At 53.4% G+C, this 16,515-nt stretch carries 12 protein-coding genes and 3 pseudogenes; 11 read left to right on the top strand and 4 right to left on the bottom strand.

The annotated features are described in order from the left end of the window. Positions 1 to 11 precede the first annotated feature (11 nt). Positions 12 to 950, bottom strand: a complete 939-nt coding sequence (locus BB029_RS13160; RefSeq protein ID WP_053121646.1) for a VOC family protein — start codon at positions 948 to 950, stop codon at positions 12 to 14. Between the two features lie 326 nt (positions 951 to 1,276). Between BB029_RS13160 and BB029_RS13155 the strand changes: the two genes are divergently transcribed. Continuing rightward, a complete protein-coding gene (locus BB029_RS13155) occupies positions 1,277 to 2,188 on the top strand; it encodes a LysR family transcriptional regulator (protein ID WP_065926044.1) in 912 nt (303 codons plus the stop codon). A 219-nt stretch (positions 2,189 to 2,407) separates the two neighbouring features. Then, a complete protein-coding gene (locus tag BB029_RS13150; RefSeq protein ID WP_065939490.1) occupies positions 2,408 to 3,565 on the top strand; it encodes a S9 family peptidase in 1,158 nt (385 codons plus the stop codon). 289 nt (positions 3,566 to 3,854) lie between these two features. Here BB029_RS13150 and BB029_RS13145 read toward each other — a convergent pair whose 3' ends face one another. The 3 genes from BB029_RS13145 to BB029_RS13135 form a co-directional block, all read right to left on the bottom strand. Further along, positions 3,855 to 5,216 (bottom strand): cytosine permease, encoded by a 1,362-nt coding sequence (locus BB029_RS13145; protein ID WP_065939540.1) that lies wholly within the window; start codon positions 5,214 to 5,216, stop codon positions 3,855 to 3,857. Continuing rightward, positions 5,216 to 5,902 carry a cysteine hydrolase family protein gene (locus tag BB029_RS13140; RefSeq protein WP_065939489.1) on the bottom strand — a complete coding sequence of 229 codons (687 nt, stop codon included), beginning with the start codon at positions 5,900 to 5,902 and terminating at the stop codon, positions 5,216 to 5,218. Before BB029_RS13140 ends, BB029_RS13145 begins: the two co-directional genes overlap by 1 nt. Before the next feature lie 1,636 nt (positions 5,903 to 7,538). Beyond that, on the bottom strand, positions 7,539 to 8,114 hold the full coding sequence (locus BB029_RS13135; RefSeq protein ID WP_371914620.1) for a hypothetical protein: 576 nt from the start codon (positions 8,112 to 8,114) through the stop codon (positions 7,539 to 7,541). A 658-nt stretch (positions 8,115 to 8,772) separates the two neighbouring features. Here BB029_RS13135 and BB029_RS13130 point away from each other — a divergent pair. The 9 genes and pseudogenes from BB029_RS13130 to BB029_RS34240 all read left to right on the top strand — a co-directional run. After that, entirely contained in the window at positions 8,773 to 9,891 is a 1,119-nt protein-coding gene (locus BB029_RS13130) for a hypothetical protein (RefSeq protein WP_256558240.1), read from the top strand. A 126-nt stretch (positions 9,892 to 10,017) separates the two neighbouring features. Then, a pseudogene (locus BB029_RS33475) lies at positions 10,018 to 10,785 on the top strand (transposase). 154 nt (positions 10,786 to 10,939) lie between these two features. Beyond that, entirely contained in the window at positions 10,940 to 11,641 is a 702-nt protein-coding gene (locus tag BB029_RS13120) for a FadR/GntR family transcriptional regulator (protein ID WP_065939487.1), read from the top strand. A gap of 16 nt (positions 11,642 to 11,657) precedes the next feature. Continuing rightward, entirely contained in the window at positions 11,658 to 12,356 is a 699-nt protein-coding gene (locus BB029_RS13115; RefSeq protein WP_065939486.1) for a GntR family transcriptional regulator, read from the top strand. A gap of 250 nt (positions 12,357 to 12,606) precedes the next feature. Next, the gene (locus BB029_RS13110) at positions 12,607 to 12,861 is read left to right on the top strand and encodes a hypothetical protein (protein WP_065939485.1); all 255 of its coding nucleotides are present in this window, start codon (positions 12,607 to 12,609) and stop codon (positions 12,859 to 12,861) included. A gap of 228 nt (positions 12,862 to 13,089) precedes the next feature. After that, positions 13,090 to 13,323 (top strand): hypothetical protein, encoded by a 234-nt coding sequence (locus BB029_RS32850; protein WP_141696533.1) that lies wholly within the window; start codon positions 13,090 to 13,092, stop codon positions 13,321 to 13,323. Positions 13,324 to 13,734: 411 nt separating this feature from the next. Further along, positions 13,735 to 14,031: an IS66 family insertion sequence element accessory protein TnpB gene (tnpB, locus tag BB029_RS13105; RefSeq protein ID WP_065939484.1), complete on the top strand. Its 297-nt coding sequence runs from the start codon at positions 13,735 to 13,737 to the stop codon at positions 14,029 to 14,031. 80 nt (positions 14,032 to 14,111) lie between these two features. After that, a pseudogene (locus BB029_RS13100) lies at positions 14,112 to 15,616 on the top strand (IS66 family transposase). Between the two features lie 32 nt (positions 15,617 to 15,648). After that, positions 15,649 to 16,458 (top strand): annotated as a pseudogene (locus BB029_RS34240) (MCP four helix bundle domain-containing protein); the annotation flags it as partial. Positions 16,459 to 16,515: the final 57 nt, after the last annotated feature.

Genomic DNA, 16,515 nt, shown 5'->3' with positions numbered 1-16,515 from the left:
AACCTCCACACTCAGGCCTGCTTGGGCGGAGGGCCGCTCGGGAACCATTTTTCCCGGGAGGTGAACAGGAACAATTGCGAATTATCCGCCGACAGTGGCGCCTGGCGCGCTTGCCAGGCGTCATCGTGCTTGTCCATATCGGCGTCGTATTCGATGTGACAGCCCAACGGACTGTTGAAGTACCAGAACCAGTTGGAACCGAAGAGATGGCGGCCCGGCCCCCAGAAGCTGGTCCAGCCTTGCTGCTCGAAGCGACGTCCGGCCAGCAGGACTTCCGTGCCGCTGCCCATGTGAAAGGTGAAATGCTCGCAACCCTTCATGTGTGGCGGTGTCTGGATCATGAACAGGCAGTGATGGTCATCGGAACCGGCCGGCCGCATGAACGGACCCGCGCCGACAAAGGTGTCGGTGGTCACGAAGCCCAGGCGCTGGTAAAAAACCTCGGCCTTGGCTGCATCCGGCACGAAATACACCACGTGGGACAGGGTACGCGGCAAAGCCTGCATATCGGGGCTGATGCCCGGCTGGTTGACCGGCCGCTGGGGGACATGGCCCGGTGCGTTAGTCAGGTCGGCGGGCGCGCTGTACGCACGCCGCACGCTGATCTGGAAACCAATGGCAAAGCCCATATCGTCCACGCTGTGCACGGAGCCATCGGCACCGCGGGTCACCGGGCGGTCGCGCCCCAACTCATCGGCGATGGCCTCGAGGTCAGCCACGCCGGCCACGCCATAAACGGTTTCCCGAATCGAGGGAGCAGGCCCGATGGCCACCGGCAAACGAGCATCGTCTGCATGACGGATAATCACCGCCGTGCCGTCGAGGGCTTCAAAACGACCGCCCTCGCTGTCGACATCGACAGGGCGCAGGCCGTAGTCACGCAGGCAATGGGTACAGGCTTGAATATCGTCGACGCCAAAAATCAAGGCATCAAGGCCAATGATGTTCATTGAGTTACCACTCCATTGTAATTATTCAGCGCAGGCCAGCACCCCGCTTACGGGAACCGTGCCAGGCGGAGCGCTGCCGAGGCGGGTCTTGAAGTCGATGAAGCGTCACGCCAACCGACTGTGGGCCGATACTGAAGGGGCAAAAACCCACTGACTAATCGCTTGTCGGGATGCGACCTATCGGCAAATGCGATACCTGGCTGCGCGGCGCAAGTGACATGGAAAATCGAACCAGGCGTCGTTCGATTCATCCATTCACGGGACTTGACGCCGCGATAGGAAGGCCGGAAGGTATTTACAAAATAAATACAAGAATCGAGACCGCCATGCGCTTCAACCACCTGGATCTCAATCTCCTGGTGGCGCTGGATGTGTTACTGGAAGAGCAGAACATCACCCGCGCTGCCGAACGCCTGCACATGACTCAATCCGCCACCAGCGGCGTACTGGGCAGGCTGCGCCTCTACTTCGAAGATGAACTGCTGGCGCAGGTCGGGCGCAAGATGCAGCCCACGCCCTATGCCCGCGAGCTGGCGGCGCCCGTACGCCAGGTGCTGCTGACGATCCAGTCCTCGATCACCGCCAAACCGGTGTTCGATCCCGCCACCAGCAAGCGCCATTTTCGCCTGATCACTTCCGACTATCTGATCAGCGTCCTGTTTGCCCGGGTGATCCAGAAGATCTCCCTGGAAGCCCCGCACATCACCTTCGAATTGCTGGGTCCCGGTGACACGTCCACTGAGATGCTGATGCGCGGCGAGGCCGATATGATGATCGTGCCTGAGCGCTACCTCATCGAAGGCCACCCCTCGCAGCTGCTGTTCGAAGAAGAGCACGTTTGCGTGGTGTGGGACGGCAACACCCAGGTGGGCGACAGCATCACCCTCGATCAGTACATCGAGATGGGCCATGTCTCGGTGATTTTTGGCCGCAACCGGCAATTGAGCGTCGAAGAGTGGTTGATGAGCCAGTATGGATTCACCCGTCGCATGGAAGTGGTGACCCATGACTTCAACACCCTGCCGCAGTTGATTGTCGGCACCCAACGTGTCGCCACCATGCTCCAGCGCATGGCCAGGCTCTACGCCAACTACCTGCCGCTGCGCATCTTGCAGCCTCCGGTGAAAATCCCGGTGATGCGTGAGTTCATGCTCTGGCACCGAACCATGGAAGGAGATCCGATGCACCGTTGGTTGCGGGCGAAAATCAGTCAGATCATCAACAAGCTGGAGCAGTAGTCGCTCCCGCTGCTCGGCGGCGAGCCAGGATTCATGCGCGCGCCGAGACTCAAGCCAATGGCGCATATGCGCCCTATCGCCGTTCGCAATACCTCCCATCCTGACTCGCGATTGGCCAAACAATGGGCCTCCCCTTAGCCTGCTTCGAACCGTCAGGTCTGGCGTACCCCGCTCCGGATTTGGCCGCCTGCCTTTGCTTGCACAAGGACAATAACAATCATGTTTCGCTACTTCCCGACCAACTACGTGTGGAATCTTTCCGTCGACCTGGCCATTGAAATGGGCGCCCGCATCGGCGAAATCGAGGAAATGTGCGCGCCGCTGCAAGAAGCCGCCAAACAGCCGGATGCCGCCGGCAGCAAAGCCTTCCGTGAAACCTGGGCGAACATGGCCGACAAGCTGTGCGGCCTGGCGGAAGAAGACGAAGGCAAGGGTCGACTGTTGTCTGCCGGTGAAAAATACAACCGCGCCGCGACCTATTACCTGAGCTGCGAACGCCTGCAGGCCCACGGTGCACCGGGCCGCATGGAGCTGTACCAGCGCTTTCTGCACACCTTCCAACGGAGTATCGAACTGGCACGGGAAAATTGCGAGCGCGTTGAAATCCCTTACGAAGGCAAACACCTTTCCGGTCTGCTGGTCCGTGCCGAAGGCGTCAGCGGCCCAGCGCCGATCCTGGTGCAGGTCAATGGACTGGATTCCACCAAAGAAATGAAATACCGCGTCGGCCTGCCCGCCTGGCTGGCCAAACGTGGCGTGTCATCGTTGATCATCGACCAACCCGGGACGGGCGAAGCGCTCCGGCTACATAATCTGACTGCGCGTTTCGACAGTGAGCATTGGGCCAGCCGCGTGGTGGATTGGCTGGAAACCCGCGACGATGTCGACGCCAAACGCATCGGCCTGGAAGGTGTGTCGCTTGGAGGCTACTACTGCCCGCGCGCGGTAGCCTTCGAGCCGCGCTTCGCGTGCGGCGTCGTATGGGGGGCCAACCATGATTGGCGTGATGTGCAGAAACGTCGAATGGAAAAGGAAGGCAGCTTCCCGGTGCCGCATTATTGGTCGCATGTGTCTTGGGTCTGGGGTGCCAAGGACACGGACGAGTTCATGACCATCGCCGAGAACGTTCATCTGGACGGCATCCTGGACCGCATCAAGGTGCCCTTCCTGGTCACCCACGGAGAAAAGGATTCGCAGATTCCATTGAAGTGGGCCCACCGCACTTACGAACAGTTGGTCAACAGCCCCAAACGCGAACTGAAAATCTTCACCGAACGTGAGGGCGGCGTGCAGCATTCGAGCTTCGACAACAGTATCAATGCCGGCCAGTACATCGCCGACTGGGTGGCTGAGGTACTCGGCGGTCGTACTGCATGACTATTCGTTTCAAACTTGAGCCAACGCTCGTTGCGGAAATGCTTCTGTGCCGGGCAGCGCCTATCGCTCTGGAATCGATGACCCGCCACTACCGTTAAAAAAGCTTCCCCGTCTGGCCTGCCGCAAAATCTTCGCAACGGCCAGATGGGGAAGCACACAGCATGATGGGACAGCTATCGAGTGGATAGATACGACTATCTCGGTTGCTCAGTCACAAAGATCACATCCAAGCACTCCCTTCAGCGCAGCCTGATCAGTGTTTTGATCTGAGCGATCTCCCGCTCAAAGATCATGCTTTTGTTGGCTTGATCACCACGAGACCGCGCCGACTCATTAATCCGTAGTAAGCGCATGCTGGAAACAGCAGACCAACAACCCACGCCAAATCGATCCCTTGCAGGGCGGAGGCGATGGGGCCGACGTAAAGGGAAGTATTCATGAATGGAATTTCTAGCAAGATGGTCGCGAGGAACACCCCGATAGCGATCCAGTTCACCCGACCGTAAATTCCCGAGGGGTCAAAGATATCGGCAATCTTGTATACGCCTTTGCGTAGCGCGTAGTAGTCGACCAGGTTTATTGCCGTCCATGGGATGAGAAAGTAGCTCATGAAAAAGATGAAATTCAGAAAAAACTGAATGAAGTCATCCTGGGCCATGGTGCATAACGCAGTGGCAACGGCACAGATAATGAGCATAAAGCTGGCGCGCACCTTCGTAGTGACCTTGAGCGCAGCAAAGGGCTCGATAACGGTAACCGTCGACATAAAGGCTCCATAGAGGTTGAACACGTTGATAGCGATCTGACCATAGAGCACGAATGCCACGGTCAGCAAACTTCCACCCCCTAGGACGCTAAGCAAATGAAGGCCAACATTATCTGAAAAACCTGTGACGCCCTTGGTCAATATCGCCCCCAGCAGCATCATCCAACTTCCACCAATGACCGTCCCCGTATAGCTGTACCAGAAGACCTGGCGCGCGGAAGTATGGGTAGGCAAATAGCGAGAATAGTCAGCCACATAAGGGGCATAGGACAATTGCCAAGTCACCGCGATGCTCACTGAGGCGAGGAAGCTCGCCAAGTTGAAGCCCTGCGTCGTCCATTGTTGCGCATCTATTGGCAGCGCAAGGGCGAACAGGGTCGCGATCCCGAAAAAAACAACCGAAACCAACGACAGCATTTTTTGCAGGCGGTGGATGAGCTTGTAGCCAAACAGGGCTACCAGAAAGCAGAGCGAACCAAGCAGCACAATGTTTGCCTCACTGCTGAGGGGGCTTGAGGCGGCGACTGCTTGGGTGGCCAACAACGTATTACTGACAAAAAACCCTAAGTAAATGAGCATTACGAACAGCAGCGGAACAATGGCTCCAAATACCCCAAACTGCGCACGGCTCTGGATCATCTGCGGGATGCCCAACCTCGGCCCCTGTGCAGAATGCGAAGCCATGAATACCGCGCCGATTAGGGAGCCGAGCAGGATCGACAAAGCGCTCCAGAACAGGTTCAGCCCCAGGCTGACCGGCAGCACCCCGGCCGCAACCGTGGTGATGTTGGCGTTGGCCCCAAACCACACGAAGAACAGAGAACGGGGTTCGCCGTGACGTTCGGTTTCTGGAATGAAATCGATGCTTCTTTTTTCTACGTTCATCATGCTCTCCGCTCTGTCTTGGCAACGAGGCAATTTTCCAGGCGCGCGATAGCTTGCATAAACTCTTCTGGCTGGAAGGCAAGGTGGTCCGGCTCCATCGTGCGAAGTGAAGGTGCTGGCTCGCCCGCCCAGCGCCGCAACAGCTGTTCGGTAGAGAGCATGTCCAGTCCGTAAAGCCAGTTGGAGACAATAAATAAGGCCGAGTAATGGGCTGCGGTAGTCGTAGCCGTACAAGCGTCGGCCACGAGGCTCAAGTGGAAGTCGTGCTGATAGGCATCGAACAGACTACTCATCACGCAGACGTCAGTCAGTACGCCCATCACCACGAGATGCTTGATGCCGCGCTCCCTCAGCATCGGAGTCAGCCGAGTACCGTGGAAGGCACTGTAGCGTTGCTTATCAATGACAACGTCATCGGTTTGTGGGGCTAACGCGTCGATGATCTCTATGGCAGATGTACCTGCGCGATAGCTGGTCGGTTTGCCCTCGGCATCTACGGGCTCGCCCAGCGCCAAGCCGAGACCTTGGGCATCGTTGACATGACGGGTGTAGAACAGAGGGATGTTGTTTTTTCGAGCGCAATCAACCAGCGCTGTTGCGTTTTTGATTACTTGATCGAACCGCTCCAGAGTGAAGCCGTCTTCTTTCTGAAGATCGATCACGAGCAAAGCCGTGTCTTGGGTCATCAGGTTTTCTTCCAATTGCAGAGCACCAGGCGATAGCCGCAAGGCTCGCTGGTCGCTAACGAATGCTCAGGCGCAGGCACCGCAATCGCGGGCTACGGAAAGTTCGAGATTCTCGAGGAAGGATTACCTGACTATTTGCCAAAAACCGTTTTGCTTAGCGGCAACGCAGGAGGGAAGACGTTTCAGCGTCACGTGGGAAGGCGCAATCGATCGACGTAGAAAGTTCTTCATGGCTCCGCACGGGACTAACGTTGGCCAGCCAAGCAGGCTGATGCGCGTTATGCCGGGTCGAAATGCGGAACTGACCATGACGTAGACTCTTGGGGTTAGTTCCGTCAGGCAAGCAATATGCACGCCATAGTATCGGAAGGCTCGGAAAGCGGCCGAATAGAGCGATATCAGGAATCATCGTGATGTCTTATGGCATTCGGTATGCCGTAACACCGCGCTACGGAACGTAGCACGCAACGCCGAAGTGCACCTTTCTGAAACTCCCGTTGCAGGTGGGCAGCTTTGGCCAATTCTGTTCCCAGGCGTTTTGCCAGGCGCCTAGCATTACGCTCCATCCGCCGATAATGTTTTCACGGGACGGCGCGGCAAAAGTCGAAGAAAGACTTTTCTTTGGACGAAAAAAAATGGACCTCTTTTCAGAGGTCCATTTTTAAATACTTGGAGCGGGAAACGAGACTCGCATCTGGCGTCCGCCCCATTGAAATATAAGGGGTTTCTTTTCTTGCCGAAGCAGGAAAGTACTCAATTCTGGACTTATTTTCGGAGCATCTCAAGACCAAAAAATTGATCGAACAGCAGCATTCATTATGCTTGAGCCCGTCGGCGCGACTGGATGCTCATCCCCCATGCAGCTATCAACGGACAGATATGCTCAGGATTAACCTTTAAACTTCAAAAGAACAGCAACACCGAGGACAGCGGAAAGAATAGAGCCCATAAGTGTAGGCGCTGATGAAGAATTGACCCATCTGCCGAAAAAACGCTGACCCAATAAGCCTTCAAGGCTACGGCCGTCTGTGCTGGGTATCTACCTATCCTTATTGGGGCAGACTTGCCCCAGCAGGTAGGGCAATTTCGCATCAGCGCCAACAGCTGACGGTCAATCGCAGCGTCGTCTGGTCGAGTTCGCTGTTCTTTTCCAGGTGATTAATCTCATCTGACACCAAATGACTGCTCGCATTATTACGCGCGGGACGCATTAGTAAACCGTGTACGAATCCACTCTATAATTAACCGACCTCCAGCCCCGGTTTATGAGTGGAAAACTATTTGGAGTGCAATTTTCTGCTAGGTGAGATTGGACATGAAAGAGCGTGTGCTGAAGAGTAGGTCATTGCCATACTAAGCGAAGCGGAAGCTGGCTAGTTGAGCGCTGCCGATGCGCATGACAGCCAAAATTTCGAGGGTCTTTGGGATTCCAGCAATACTGTACACAGGGCTTGGGCCAGCAGTGACGTTGCCTCGACGCGCGCGGGGTTGCCTGCTCTGCTACATTGGCGCACCCAAATTAAGCACAGTAGTTTTTATATGAGCGGAGACTCTAATCTTATTAGTAGCATGGTGTACTATTTTAACTAGAAGGCTTAGTAAAAGTGACTGGCCATTATTGTCCCGGCTACCTTACTTATGCGAGCCGGGCTTGGACGACGGCTACCGCATCCAGGACTTTCTGCGCCCAGCAGTCATCCTCCGGATGCACCACGACAACGCGAAAGCCATGATCATTACCTTCAATTCCCACGCCCTCGGAATCATCGACATGTAAGTCGATATCGAATGCCGGCGGATACTTCGAAGGTGCATTCGACATCCCATGGACCGCGAGGGCACGGCTGTGCAGCACGCTGTTAACGACGCCATCGATGCGGATACCGTACAGCAAAAACCAACGTCGGATATAGGTCGGAGTGCGTCCAGACGAAGTGTAGACCCAGATACTGCAGCCCTGACGACGCAGCTCTCGGATCAGGAGACGTGTGCCCATTCGCAACGGCTCACCCAACCTACGATGAACATAAGCAGGTAGCCAGCTTTCCTCGATTGCGCAGTGGCGAAGTTGGCAGGCGAGCGTGTCATCGATATCGAACGAAATTCGTATGCGCTGGCGCTTGAACAACTGCGTCTGCACAGCGCAGCGGATATCCTGACCTAACCGGCTACCAAAGGCTTTGAGCCTAGCAAACGTTGGATAGATGGCCAAGGGCTTGATTTTAATAAAGAACTTCATTGGATCGGAACCCGTTCTTCTAAAAAACGCTGCGTATTTTATCCTAAAATTGAGCAATTCGTACAAGATCTTGAATCCGTGCTTGGCGGAGTTGCAGATGACGGACGCCTGGGTTAAGTGCCTCCCGCAGCACTTTCCAGCGTCAACACGAACTAGGACCGGCCTGCGTAGCTGACGTGTGAGAACTGGCGTACGGAGAGCATGAGTGAATCTCGCAGCGCCGTTAGCCAACAACCGAACCCGACTTATTTAGTAAGCGGCCAGCGAACACACCTTCAGAAATCCGGAATTAAGGGCGATGATGTCCGCCTCAGGTGGACATCATCGCCTCAAGCGAAGGTGTCAGGAAGGTGTGTTGCCCGGACGGTTACATCAGTGCGGCCTATAGGGACGCTGTCTCTATTGTCATAGTGACCTGAGCCTACCCAGCGACCTCAATGGAAATTCGAAAATAGGTACATCGGAATTCCAATCCAGTTGTTCAAGACGGGGTCGGCAGACGCTTACCGTATTTAGGCTTTGTTAAGGTCTATTCATCGTCCGCGTACGTTGATCAGCTACTGCCGCATCAGTGTAAGCTTGGCTTCTAACGTATGAGCGAGTGTTCTAAATGCAATCGATGCGACGCTTCATGACTATCATGTTTGGTCTGATGCTTTGTGCAAGTCAAACTCATGCCGGCATATTGGTACGCGAAGAACAGTTCTTATTGCCGATTCAGATCGACTCCCATATTGAGAAAATCGAAGCATTGATCGTCCGCCCCGTAAAAGGGCAGAATTTCCCCATCGCACTGATTGTTAACGGCTCGGCGGCAACATCTCCGTCTACCGCACATGCCGATTGGCTTGCTCATATCGCTCACGACTTTGCGCACCGTGGCTGGCTTGCCGCATCGATTGTATGGCCCGGCTATGGCCGTTCGACCGGAACCTTCATGAATGAAGGGGGAACCTGCACCGATCCCAATGTGGCCCGGTTTCTCGATGCGCATGGCAAAGAACTTGGCGCCGCATTGGCGGCTGTGCGCGAGCGTCCAGACGTCGATCCATCTTTGGCAGTAGGTGTTGGTATCTCTATCGGCGGAGCTTCAATGCTAGACCTGGCGGCTCAACCAGGTCATCCATTGGCAGCGGTAATCAACATCTCTGGCGGCGTTTACCACTACACGAATGTGGGCTCTGCCGACTCTGATTGCTCATTATATCAAACCGATCTTGTGCGAAACCTAACGAAATTCGGCAAAGACAACCCAACGCCAACACTCTGGATTTACGCCAAGAATGATCCGTTTTTCAACCCGGATCTTGTTGCCCGGATGATCGCGAGTTATCGCTCGGGGGGCGGTAGCGCTGAGCTGGCGTTGCTACCCCCATTCGGTAGGGATGGGCACACGCTCTACAAACAAGAGGCTAATATACTTTTAAAGCCATATATCGAAGATTTTCTCAGGCGCAACCGGTTTCCTGCCATGGACGACAGCGCATTAATGCCGCTGCTTTCGAGGCTGGTGCCCGAAGACCGTGCGGGCGCCGAGGCTTATCTTCAAAGCGTTACCGAGAAAGCGATGGCAATGTCCAAGGAGAGTAGCGGCATTTATTGGTACTACGGCGCGCGCTCACTCAAGACAGCGCGACAGCAGGCCCTCAGCAACTGTCGCAAGGCAACTGGCAAGCCCTGCCGGCTCGTTGCGCAAAATATGGAATTGATGGATGGCTGGCAAGATGTGGTTTCCCCATCAGGGAAATGACGAGCTGTTTGGGGCAACAACTAGATATCAACCCATGTCTTGACTGCGGGTCTAGATAGATAAATTTTCCGGACGCTTACACTTACAGGCTTCGACGACAAAAGAATCGCCATGTAAGCCCGGGGCATGACGGTACGTGAGATCCGCGTTTTTCTGTCCGAGCAGCATGGAACCGACGTGTCCCATGACTTCATCAGTTCAGTCACCGATGCAGTCATAGAAGAAGTCGGCGCCTGGCAGCAGGGCCCCTTGGAGCCTATGTATCCGGTCATCCTCTTTGATGCGCTACGGGTCAAAGTCCGGGACGAGGGGTTAGTGCGCAACAACGTTATTTATCTGGCGCTGGGGGCATTACCCGATGGCACACGCGACACTCTGGGGATCTGGATCGAGAGTACCGACGGCGCCAAGTTTTGGATGAAGGTCTTAAATAACCTCAGAACCCGGGGAGGGGGGGGTAGAAGATGTTCTGATCGCCGTCACAGATGGCCTCAAAGGAATACCGGAGGCTTTGGAGCAGTTTTTCCTGCCACAACGCTGCAAACCTGCATCGTGCATCTGATCGGCAACAGCTGGACTATGCCGCTTAGATAAGCGTCGGGCACTGGCCAAAGCGCTCAAGCCGATCTTACCAGGCAATCAATGCCGATGTGGCCGAGCAAGAGCTTAACGCCTTTGAAGCGCGGCCTTGGGGTAAGCAGTATCCGACTAGTTGCTGCATTGCCTCGAGGTTGGGATCGTATTATACCTTTTTTTGTCTTACCGGCGGGTATCAGAAAAGTGGTCTATACAACCAATGCCATCGAAAGCATCAATGAAGTGCTGGAGGGTCAGCAAGGTTATGCCTTCCAGGCCAAGAAACCGGTGTTGCCAGCGGCGCATCAGGAGTTCTAACCCGCTTTCAAGGCCGAAATCGTTCAAACGTGGGGACTGGCTTGACTGGTAGTGGTGCTTCAGCCGACACAATTCTGTGCCTGATACACCGCTATCGCAGGCAAGCCAGTTCCCACAGTGGCTCTGGTGTTCGTAAAAAGAAGGAGACATCGACGTGATCAGCACCTCAACCCTCGTCAATTCAGTGGTAGAAAAACTGCGCGCCGCCCTCGTGCGGGGCCAGTGGCGCCGGGGCGAAATGCTCCCCGGCCAGCGTGAACTGGCCGAACAGATGGGCATCAGCCGCCCGAGCCTACGCGAAGCGGTGATCGTGCTGGAAACCCTCGGCCTAGTCCGCTCCATGCCCGGCAAAGGCGTGGTAGTACTCGAACCCCGCATCAGCGAGCGGCAATCGAGCGATGCGGTAGCGGATGCGAGCTTGGAAGATATCCTGCAACTGCGCTACACCCTCGAACCCTTCATCGTCGGCCTGGTGGCCCAGTCCATCAGCAGTAAGGAAGTCGGCCAACTGCGCCTGACCTTGATGGACATGCGCGAAGCCCTTGACGAAGGCAACGCCGAAGCGGGCATGAATGCCTACATCGGTTTTCACGAAGAACTGTTTGCCCTGACGTCCAACCCAATCTTCCAAAATGTGGTGCAGCAGACCAGCAATGCCCTCAAGCAAAGCGCCCAGGTGCTGCGCAATTCACCGGAACATCTGGCCGAACGTCTGCAGGAAAACGAAGCCGTGGTGCGCGCCATTCGCAACAAGAACAGCGCCCTGGCCAATGCCGAGATGCGTCGGCACATCCTTCAGGAAGGTCAGCGCATGGGCATTGCCCTGAACATCCCAGACGACTATCTAGGCAGCTGACTTTATGGAGACGAGCATGACGCAACTCCACGCCCTGCAAAACGAAACGTCCCTCACAGCCCTACGCTTAGAGCGCCGTACAAAGCCCTCGGTGGACGACATATATACACGCCTTTTCGACGCAATTCTCGAACAACGCATAGTCCCAGCTAGCCGTTTTACCGAAGAACACCTGGGCGAAACCTTTAGCGTGAGTCGTAGCATCATTCGCCGGGTGTTAGCAAAGCTGTCCCACCAACAGGTAATCATCCTACGCCCCAACCAGCGCGCCCAAGTGGCGGCGCCAAATACCCAACAAACGCGGCAGATTCTGGAAGCGCGTCGCGTTACTGAAATTATCGTGGTGAAGCTGGCGTGTGTCCAAGCTACATCTGCGCAAATCCGGCAGTTGCGCCAACTGATTGCGTGCGAACGCGATTGCATTGAACGGGAGCAACATGGCCCGGCGATTCGTCTGTCGGGGGAATTTCACCTGCACTTGGCGGCAATTGCAGGGAACGGGCCGCTGGAAAAGTTTCTGTATAGCCTGGTACCGCTGACCTCTTTGGTCATCGCCCAATCTGAATCAGACGCCTGTTCGCATTGTGCAGACCATGAGCATGTCGAAATTGTAGATGCGTTGGAGCGTCGGGATTCGAATGCCGCCGAGATGTTGATGGCTCAGCATTTGGCTCATATCGAAACCAGGCTAATCAAACATAATTGCCCGAGCTGACAAAAATCAAAGGATAAAGTTTGTTTAAACTGACCGAATAATTCTGTGCATATTGAGTGAGCAACATATCCCTTTAAGCTGCCATATCACATATAAAGTTAAAAACGCAACACCAAGCAAAAAAAGAAATGGCAAATCAAAATGAAGTGCGAAGTATTAAAGCTACTCTCTTAGCACTACGTCTCGCCACGAAGATTAGCAGGGACGAGAGCACTATAGAACCTTCGAAGATTCTGAAAAGGAGATACTAATGACAGACCACCATGCAATCCCAATACAGAAACTTACGGCTCCTTTACATCTCACATTCGATTCGGATGCAGTGTCTGCATTGAACGATTATCTTAACATTCGTGCTTTAACTGAGGTCGCAGACTGGGATGATTCGGAGGCAGGCATAAATCTTTATTTGGCTTACCAGAAAGCTGCTTACGAATTAGCTGAGCATGTGGCATCTATCATAAACAAAACTGATATTGACGCTATCAATTCATCCAAAAGTTAAAACTATAAGGTCTAAAAAAATTATAGCGATAGCTAGTCCCGTAATACAACATTCACTTATTTAATAGACAATTCTTACCAAGGGTTCCCACCACAGATGAGTACCAGGCAAATTTAGAAACGCTGCGTCCTTGAGAAGGCCTACCTACAAACGGGCTCCGTTATGCAGCGTGCAAATGAAGCATGGTGAAACCGTCTGATACTAGTTACATTACAGATGGAGGTAAAAATGCAAACTCTGAATGATCTAAGACTTGAATATGACAAGCTCGCTAAGACCATTATCATGCTTACCGGCAAGAACACTGCCCTAGCAGAAGAAGTAAAAAAGGAGTTGCATACACTTTTAATTGCACAGCGCAATCTCAATGCTGTAATAGAAAGATTAGAGCGAATATCAACAACTGGCCCTAATTCCAAACCTAAATTTCGAGTTATTAAATCGCCCCCTACAGCAGGGTAGGTAGTGCTGTTTTTATCTTATCACAAAAATAGCCTGTGATACTCATCTACCTTCATAAATTCCGTCGAAACCTAGCCTCCTAATTTAGCCATACGTAATCACTTTTAAAAAATACAAGATACTCCCAACCAACCATCCAATACAAAAAATCAAAAATAAAATGCAAATAGTATCTTCTAAACGAGAATCTAATTAGCAATTCGCACTACCTTTTAATCAAGTTCTTGATAACGCGACGATTCTAATCCTGAGTTCTATTAATCCATACGATGCACACTTTAGTGTGCGCCAGCACGGAAAACGAGTGATATTTTTGCTAAATTTAAAAGTAAGCTCTCCATAAACCCCACATTCAAAGCGCTTAGCTGATCCCGGATGCTGTGCTCCCGATGCCCTCAGGAGCCAGCCGTCATGGTGCGACCCGATGCCAAAGTCGAAAAAGTCTATCTCTACCCCAAACCCGTGGACCTTCGAAAATCCATTGATGGCCTGGCTGCGCTGGTCGAGTTGGATATCAAGGTGGCGGTATTCGACGCCATGTTATTTGTCTTTCTCAACAAGCCACGTAACCGCTTGAAGATCTTGTACTGGGAGCGCAACGGTTTCTGCCTTTGGCTCAAACGCCTCGAATCCGAACATTTCAAAACATCGCCCGACGCAGCGGACGAAGCGATTGTTTTGACCGTGCAGGAACTCAACAGGCATTGAATGGTTTCGACCTCTGGCGTAATCGCCCGAATCAGGTTTTGACGCCGCGATTCGTGGCCTGATTCGGTATAATCCAGAGCATGAATCCCATGCCCGAAAACCTTCCCAATGACCCCAAATTGCTCAAGCAAATGCTTGCGAAGATGCAATCCAGAGTTGGCTTTCTTGAAGAACAGTTGCCCTGCTGCGCCAGCGACTGTTTGGCCGACAATCCGAGCAAGCAGTCGATCCTGCGGCGCCGCAAATGGTGTCGTTCAACGAGGCAGAACACGAAGTAGAGCCCGTCGACGAATCCGCGAAAAGCGGTTTCACCCGCCAAGCGGCGCGGCAAACGCAAGCCGTTGCCCGCATCTGCCGCGCATTGAAATCATCCACGAACTTCCTGAGCATGAACTGACGTGCGTATTTGGCTGCCGCAAGCACGCCATTGGCGAGGAGGTCAGGGAGCAGCTTGAAATCGTGCCGATGCAGATCCGCGTCATCAAGCACGTGCGCAAGGTATACCGCTGCCGCGACTGCGAAATAGCTCCCGTAACAGCAGACAAACCGGCCCAACTGATCTAAAAAAGCATGGCCAGCACTAGCGTGCTAGCCATGCTGCTGACCACCAAGTACGTGGATGGTTTGCCGCTTCACCGCTTTGAAAAAGTCCTGAGCCGTCACGGCGTCGACATCCCGCGCCAGACCCTGGCCCGCTGGGTTATCCAGTGCAGTGAACATTTACAGCCACTGCTGAATCTGATGCGCGATCAACTGCTGGAAAGTCCGCGTTATCCACTGCGATGAAACCCGCGTGCAGGTCTTGAAAGAGACAGGCCGACAGCCCTGCAGTCAGTCCTGGATGTGGGTGCAGACCGGCGGCCCGCCCGACAAACCAGTGATCCTTTTCGACTACTCCACCAGCCGTGCGCAGGAAGTGCCGGTGCGTCTGCTCGAAGGCTATAGCGGCTATCTGATGACCGACGATTACGCCGGTTATAATGCACTGGGCGCGCAGGATGGCGTCGAGCGTTTGGGGTGTTGGGCTCATGCACGGCGCAAGTTTGTTGAAGCGCAGAAACTGCAACCCAAAGGCAGGACGGGACGTGCGGATATAGCGTTGAAGCTGATCAGCAAGCTATACGGCATCGAGATCGCGTACAAAGGAAGTAGTGATGATGGCCGCAAACGAGGTCGTCAGGATTTAAGTTGCCATGTGATGAGCGAGCTAAAGGCTTGGGTCGATAAAACGTTCCCCTATGTCACAACGCAGAACGCACTGGGCAAGGCCGTAACCTATCTGGCCAACAACTGGAACAAACTCGAGCGGTATGTCGAGGAAGGCTATTTGCCGATCGACAATAACCCAGCCGAACGCGCCATCAGGCCCTTCGTGATCGGACGAAAGAACTGGTTGTTCAGCGACACGCCCAACGGCGCGACGGCCAGTGCTTGGCTCTACAGCCTAGTCGAGACAGCCAAAGCCAACGGCCAAGAGCCCTATGCGTGGCTGCGCCACACACTGGAGCGGTTGCCGCAGGCGGTATCAGTTGAAGATTACGAAGCCTTGCTGCCTTGGAACTGTACGCCTCAGGTGTATGGCTAAACGCTCTGCCCGCCTTTTGATAGGTGGGGTTTATGGAGCGCTTACGTTATACGAGAATAAATAACCTGCACACAAAAACCTCACTCAAATGCATCCAACTTATTAACGCAAGTGATGGGTATAGAATCTGCCACCTTGCCGTAACCGTGCTTAATTCAGCCGGCCTCAAATATGTCAAAGTGAAAAAAAATTTAATAAAAAAAATAAAGCTTTCCGAATGTCTGTCGATAGAATTTGAAAGGAGCTTGTGCTTTACCTTAATGGAGTCGATTTTCTCTATTTTTGAGATCTATGCTATGAACCTACGCTCACTTAAACTCGCCCCACGGTCCGTTCTGTGTTTCGGAATTTTTTGTATGCTGATTATTGGCTTGGGACTTTTTGCTATTAGGCAGGCATCGATTTTGAACGACGCGGAAAAGAAAATCGAAGAAAATGTCGTTCCCAGCTTTAAGCTCCTTGGACTGCTTGACCGTGAATTCATGAGCGTGCGCAACAGCAACAGCAAACTACGAAATGCGGGGGAATCTGACTCGGTTAAAACGCAAAGTTTGGAGGACATCAGCCAGTCACAGGTCTTGATTAAAAATAATCTGGCGGACTTCGACGCGCTTGTGATTACTCCGGAGGGCATGATAATACTTGACTCATTAAAAAAATCGATTGCTTCGTTCGAAGCCATTCAAGATAAATATTTATCTATAATTGCCATGAAAGACTTCGTCCAAGCCAGTAAATTTGCTGATGAAACTGTTCGAACAAGTGCTGAAAATGTGGCATCGAACATCCAGAAGCTTAAAGAAAGCAACGATGCAAAAGCTAAAGTCTCTGGCGATGAGGCCGATGAGGCATATACCAATACACTTAAATTGGTTGGTGTTTTTATTGCCGCTTCATTA

This window comes from Pseudomonas sp. S3E12 (assembly GCF_001702295.1).
In the GTDB taxonomy this organism is placed as follows: domain Bacteria; phylum Pseudomonadota; class Gammaproteobacteria; order Pseudomonadales; family Pseudomonadaceae; genus Aquipseudomonas; species Aquipseudomonas marginalis.
This window is presented reverse-complemented; position numbering and strand designations above follow the sequence as displayed.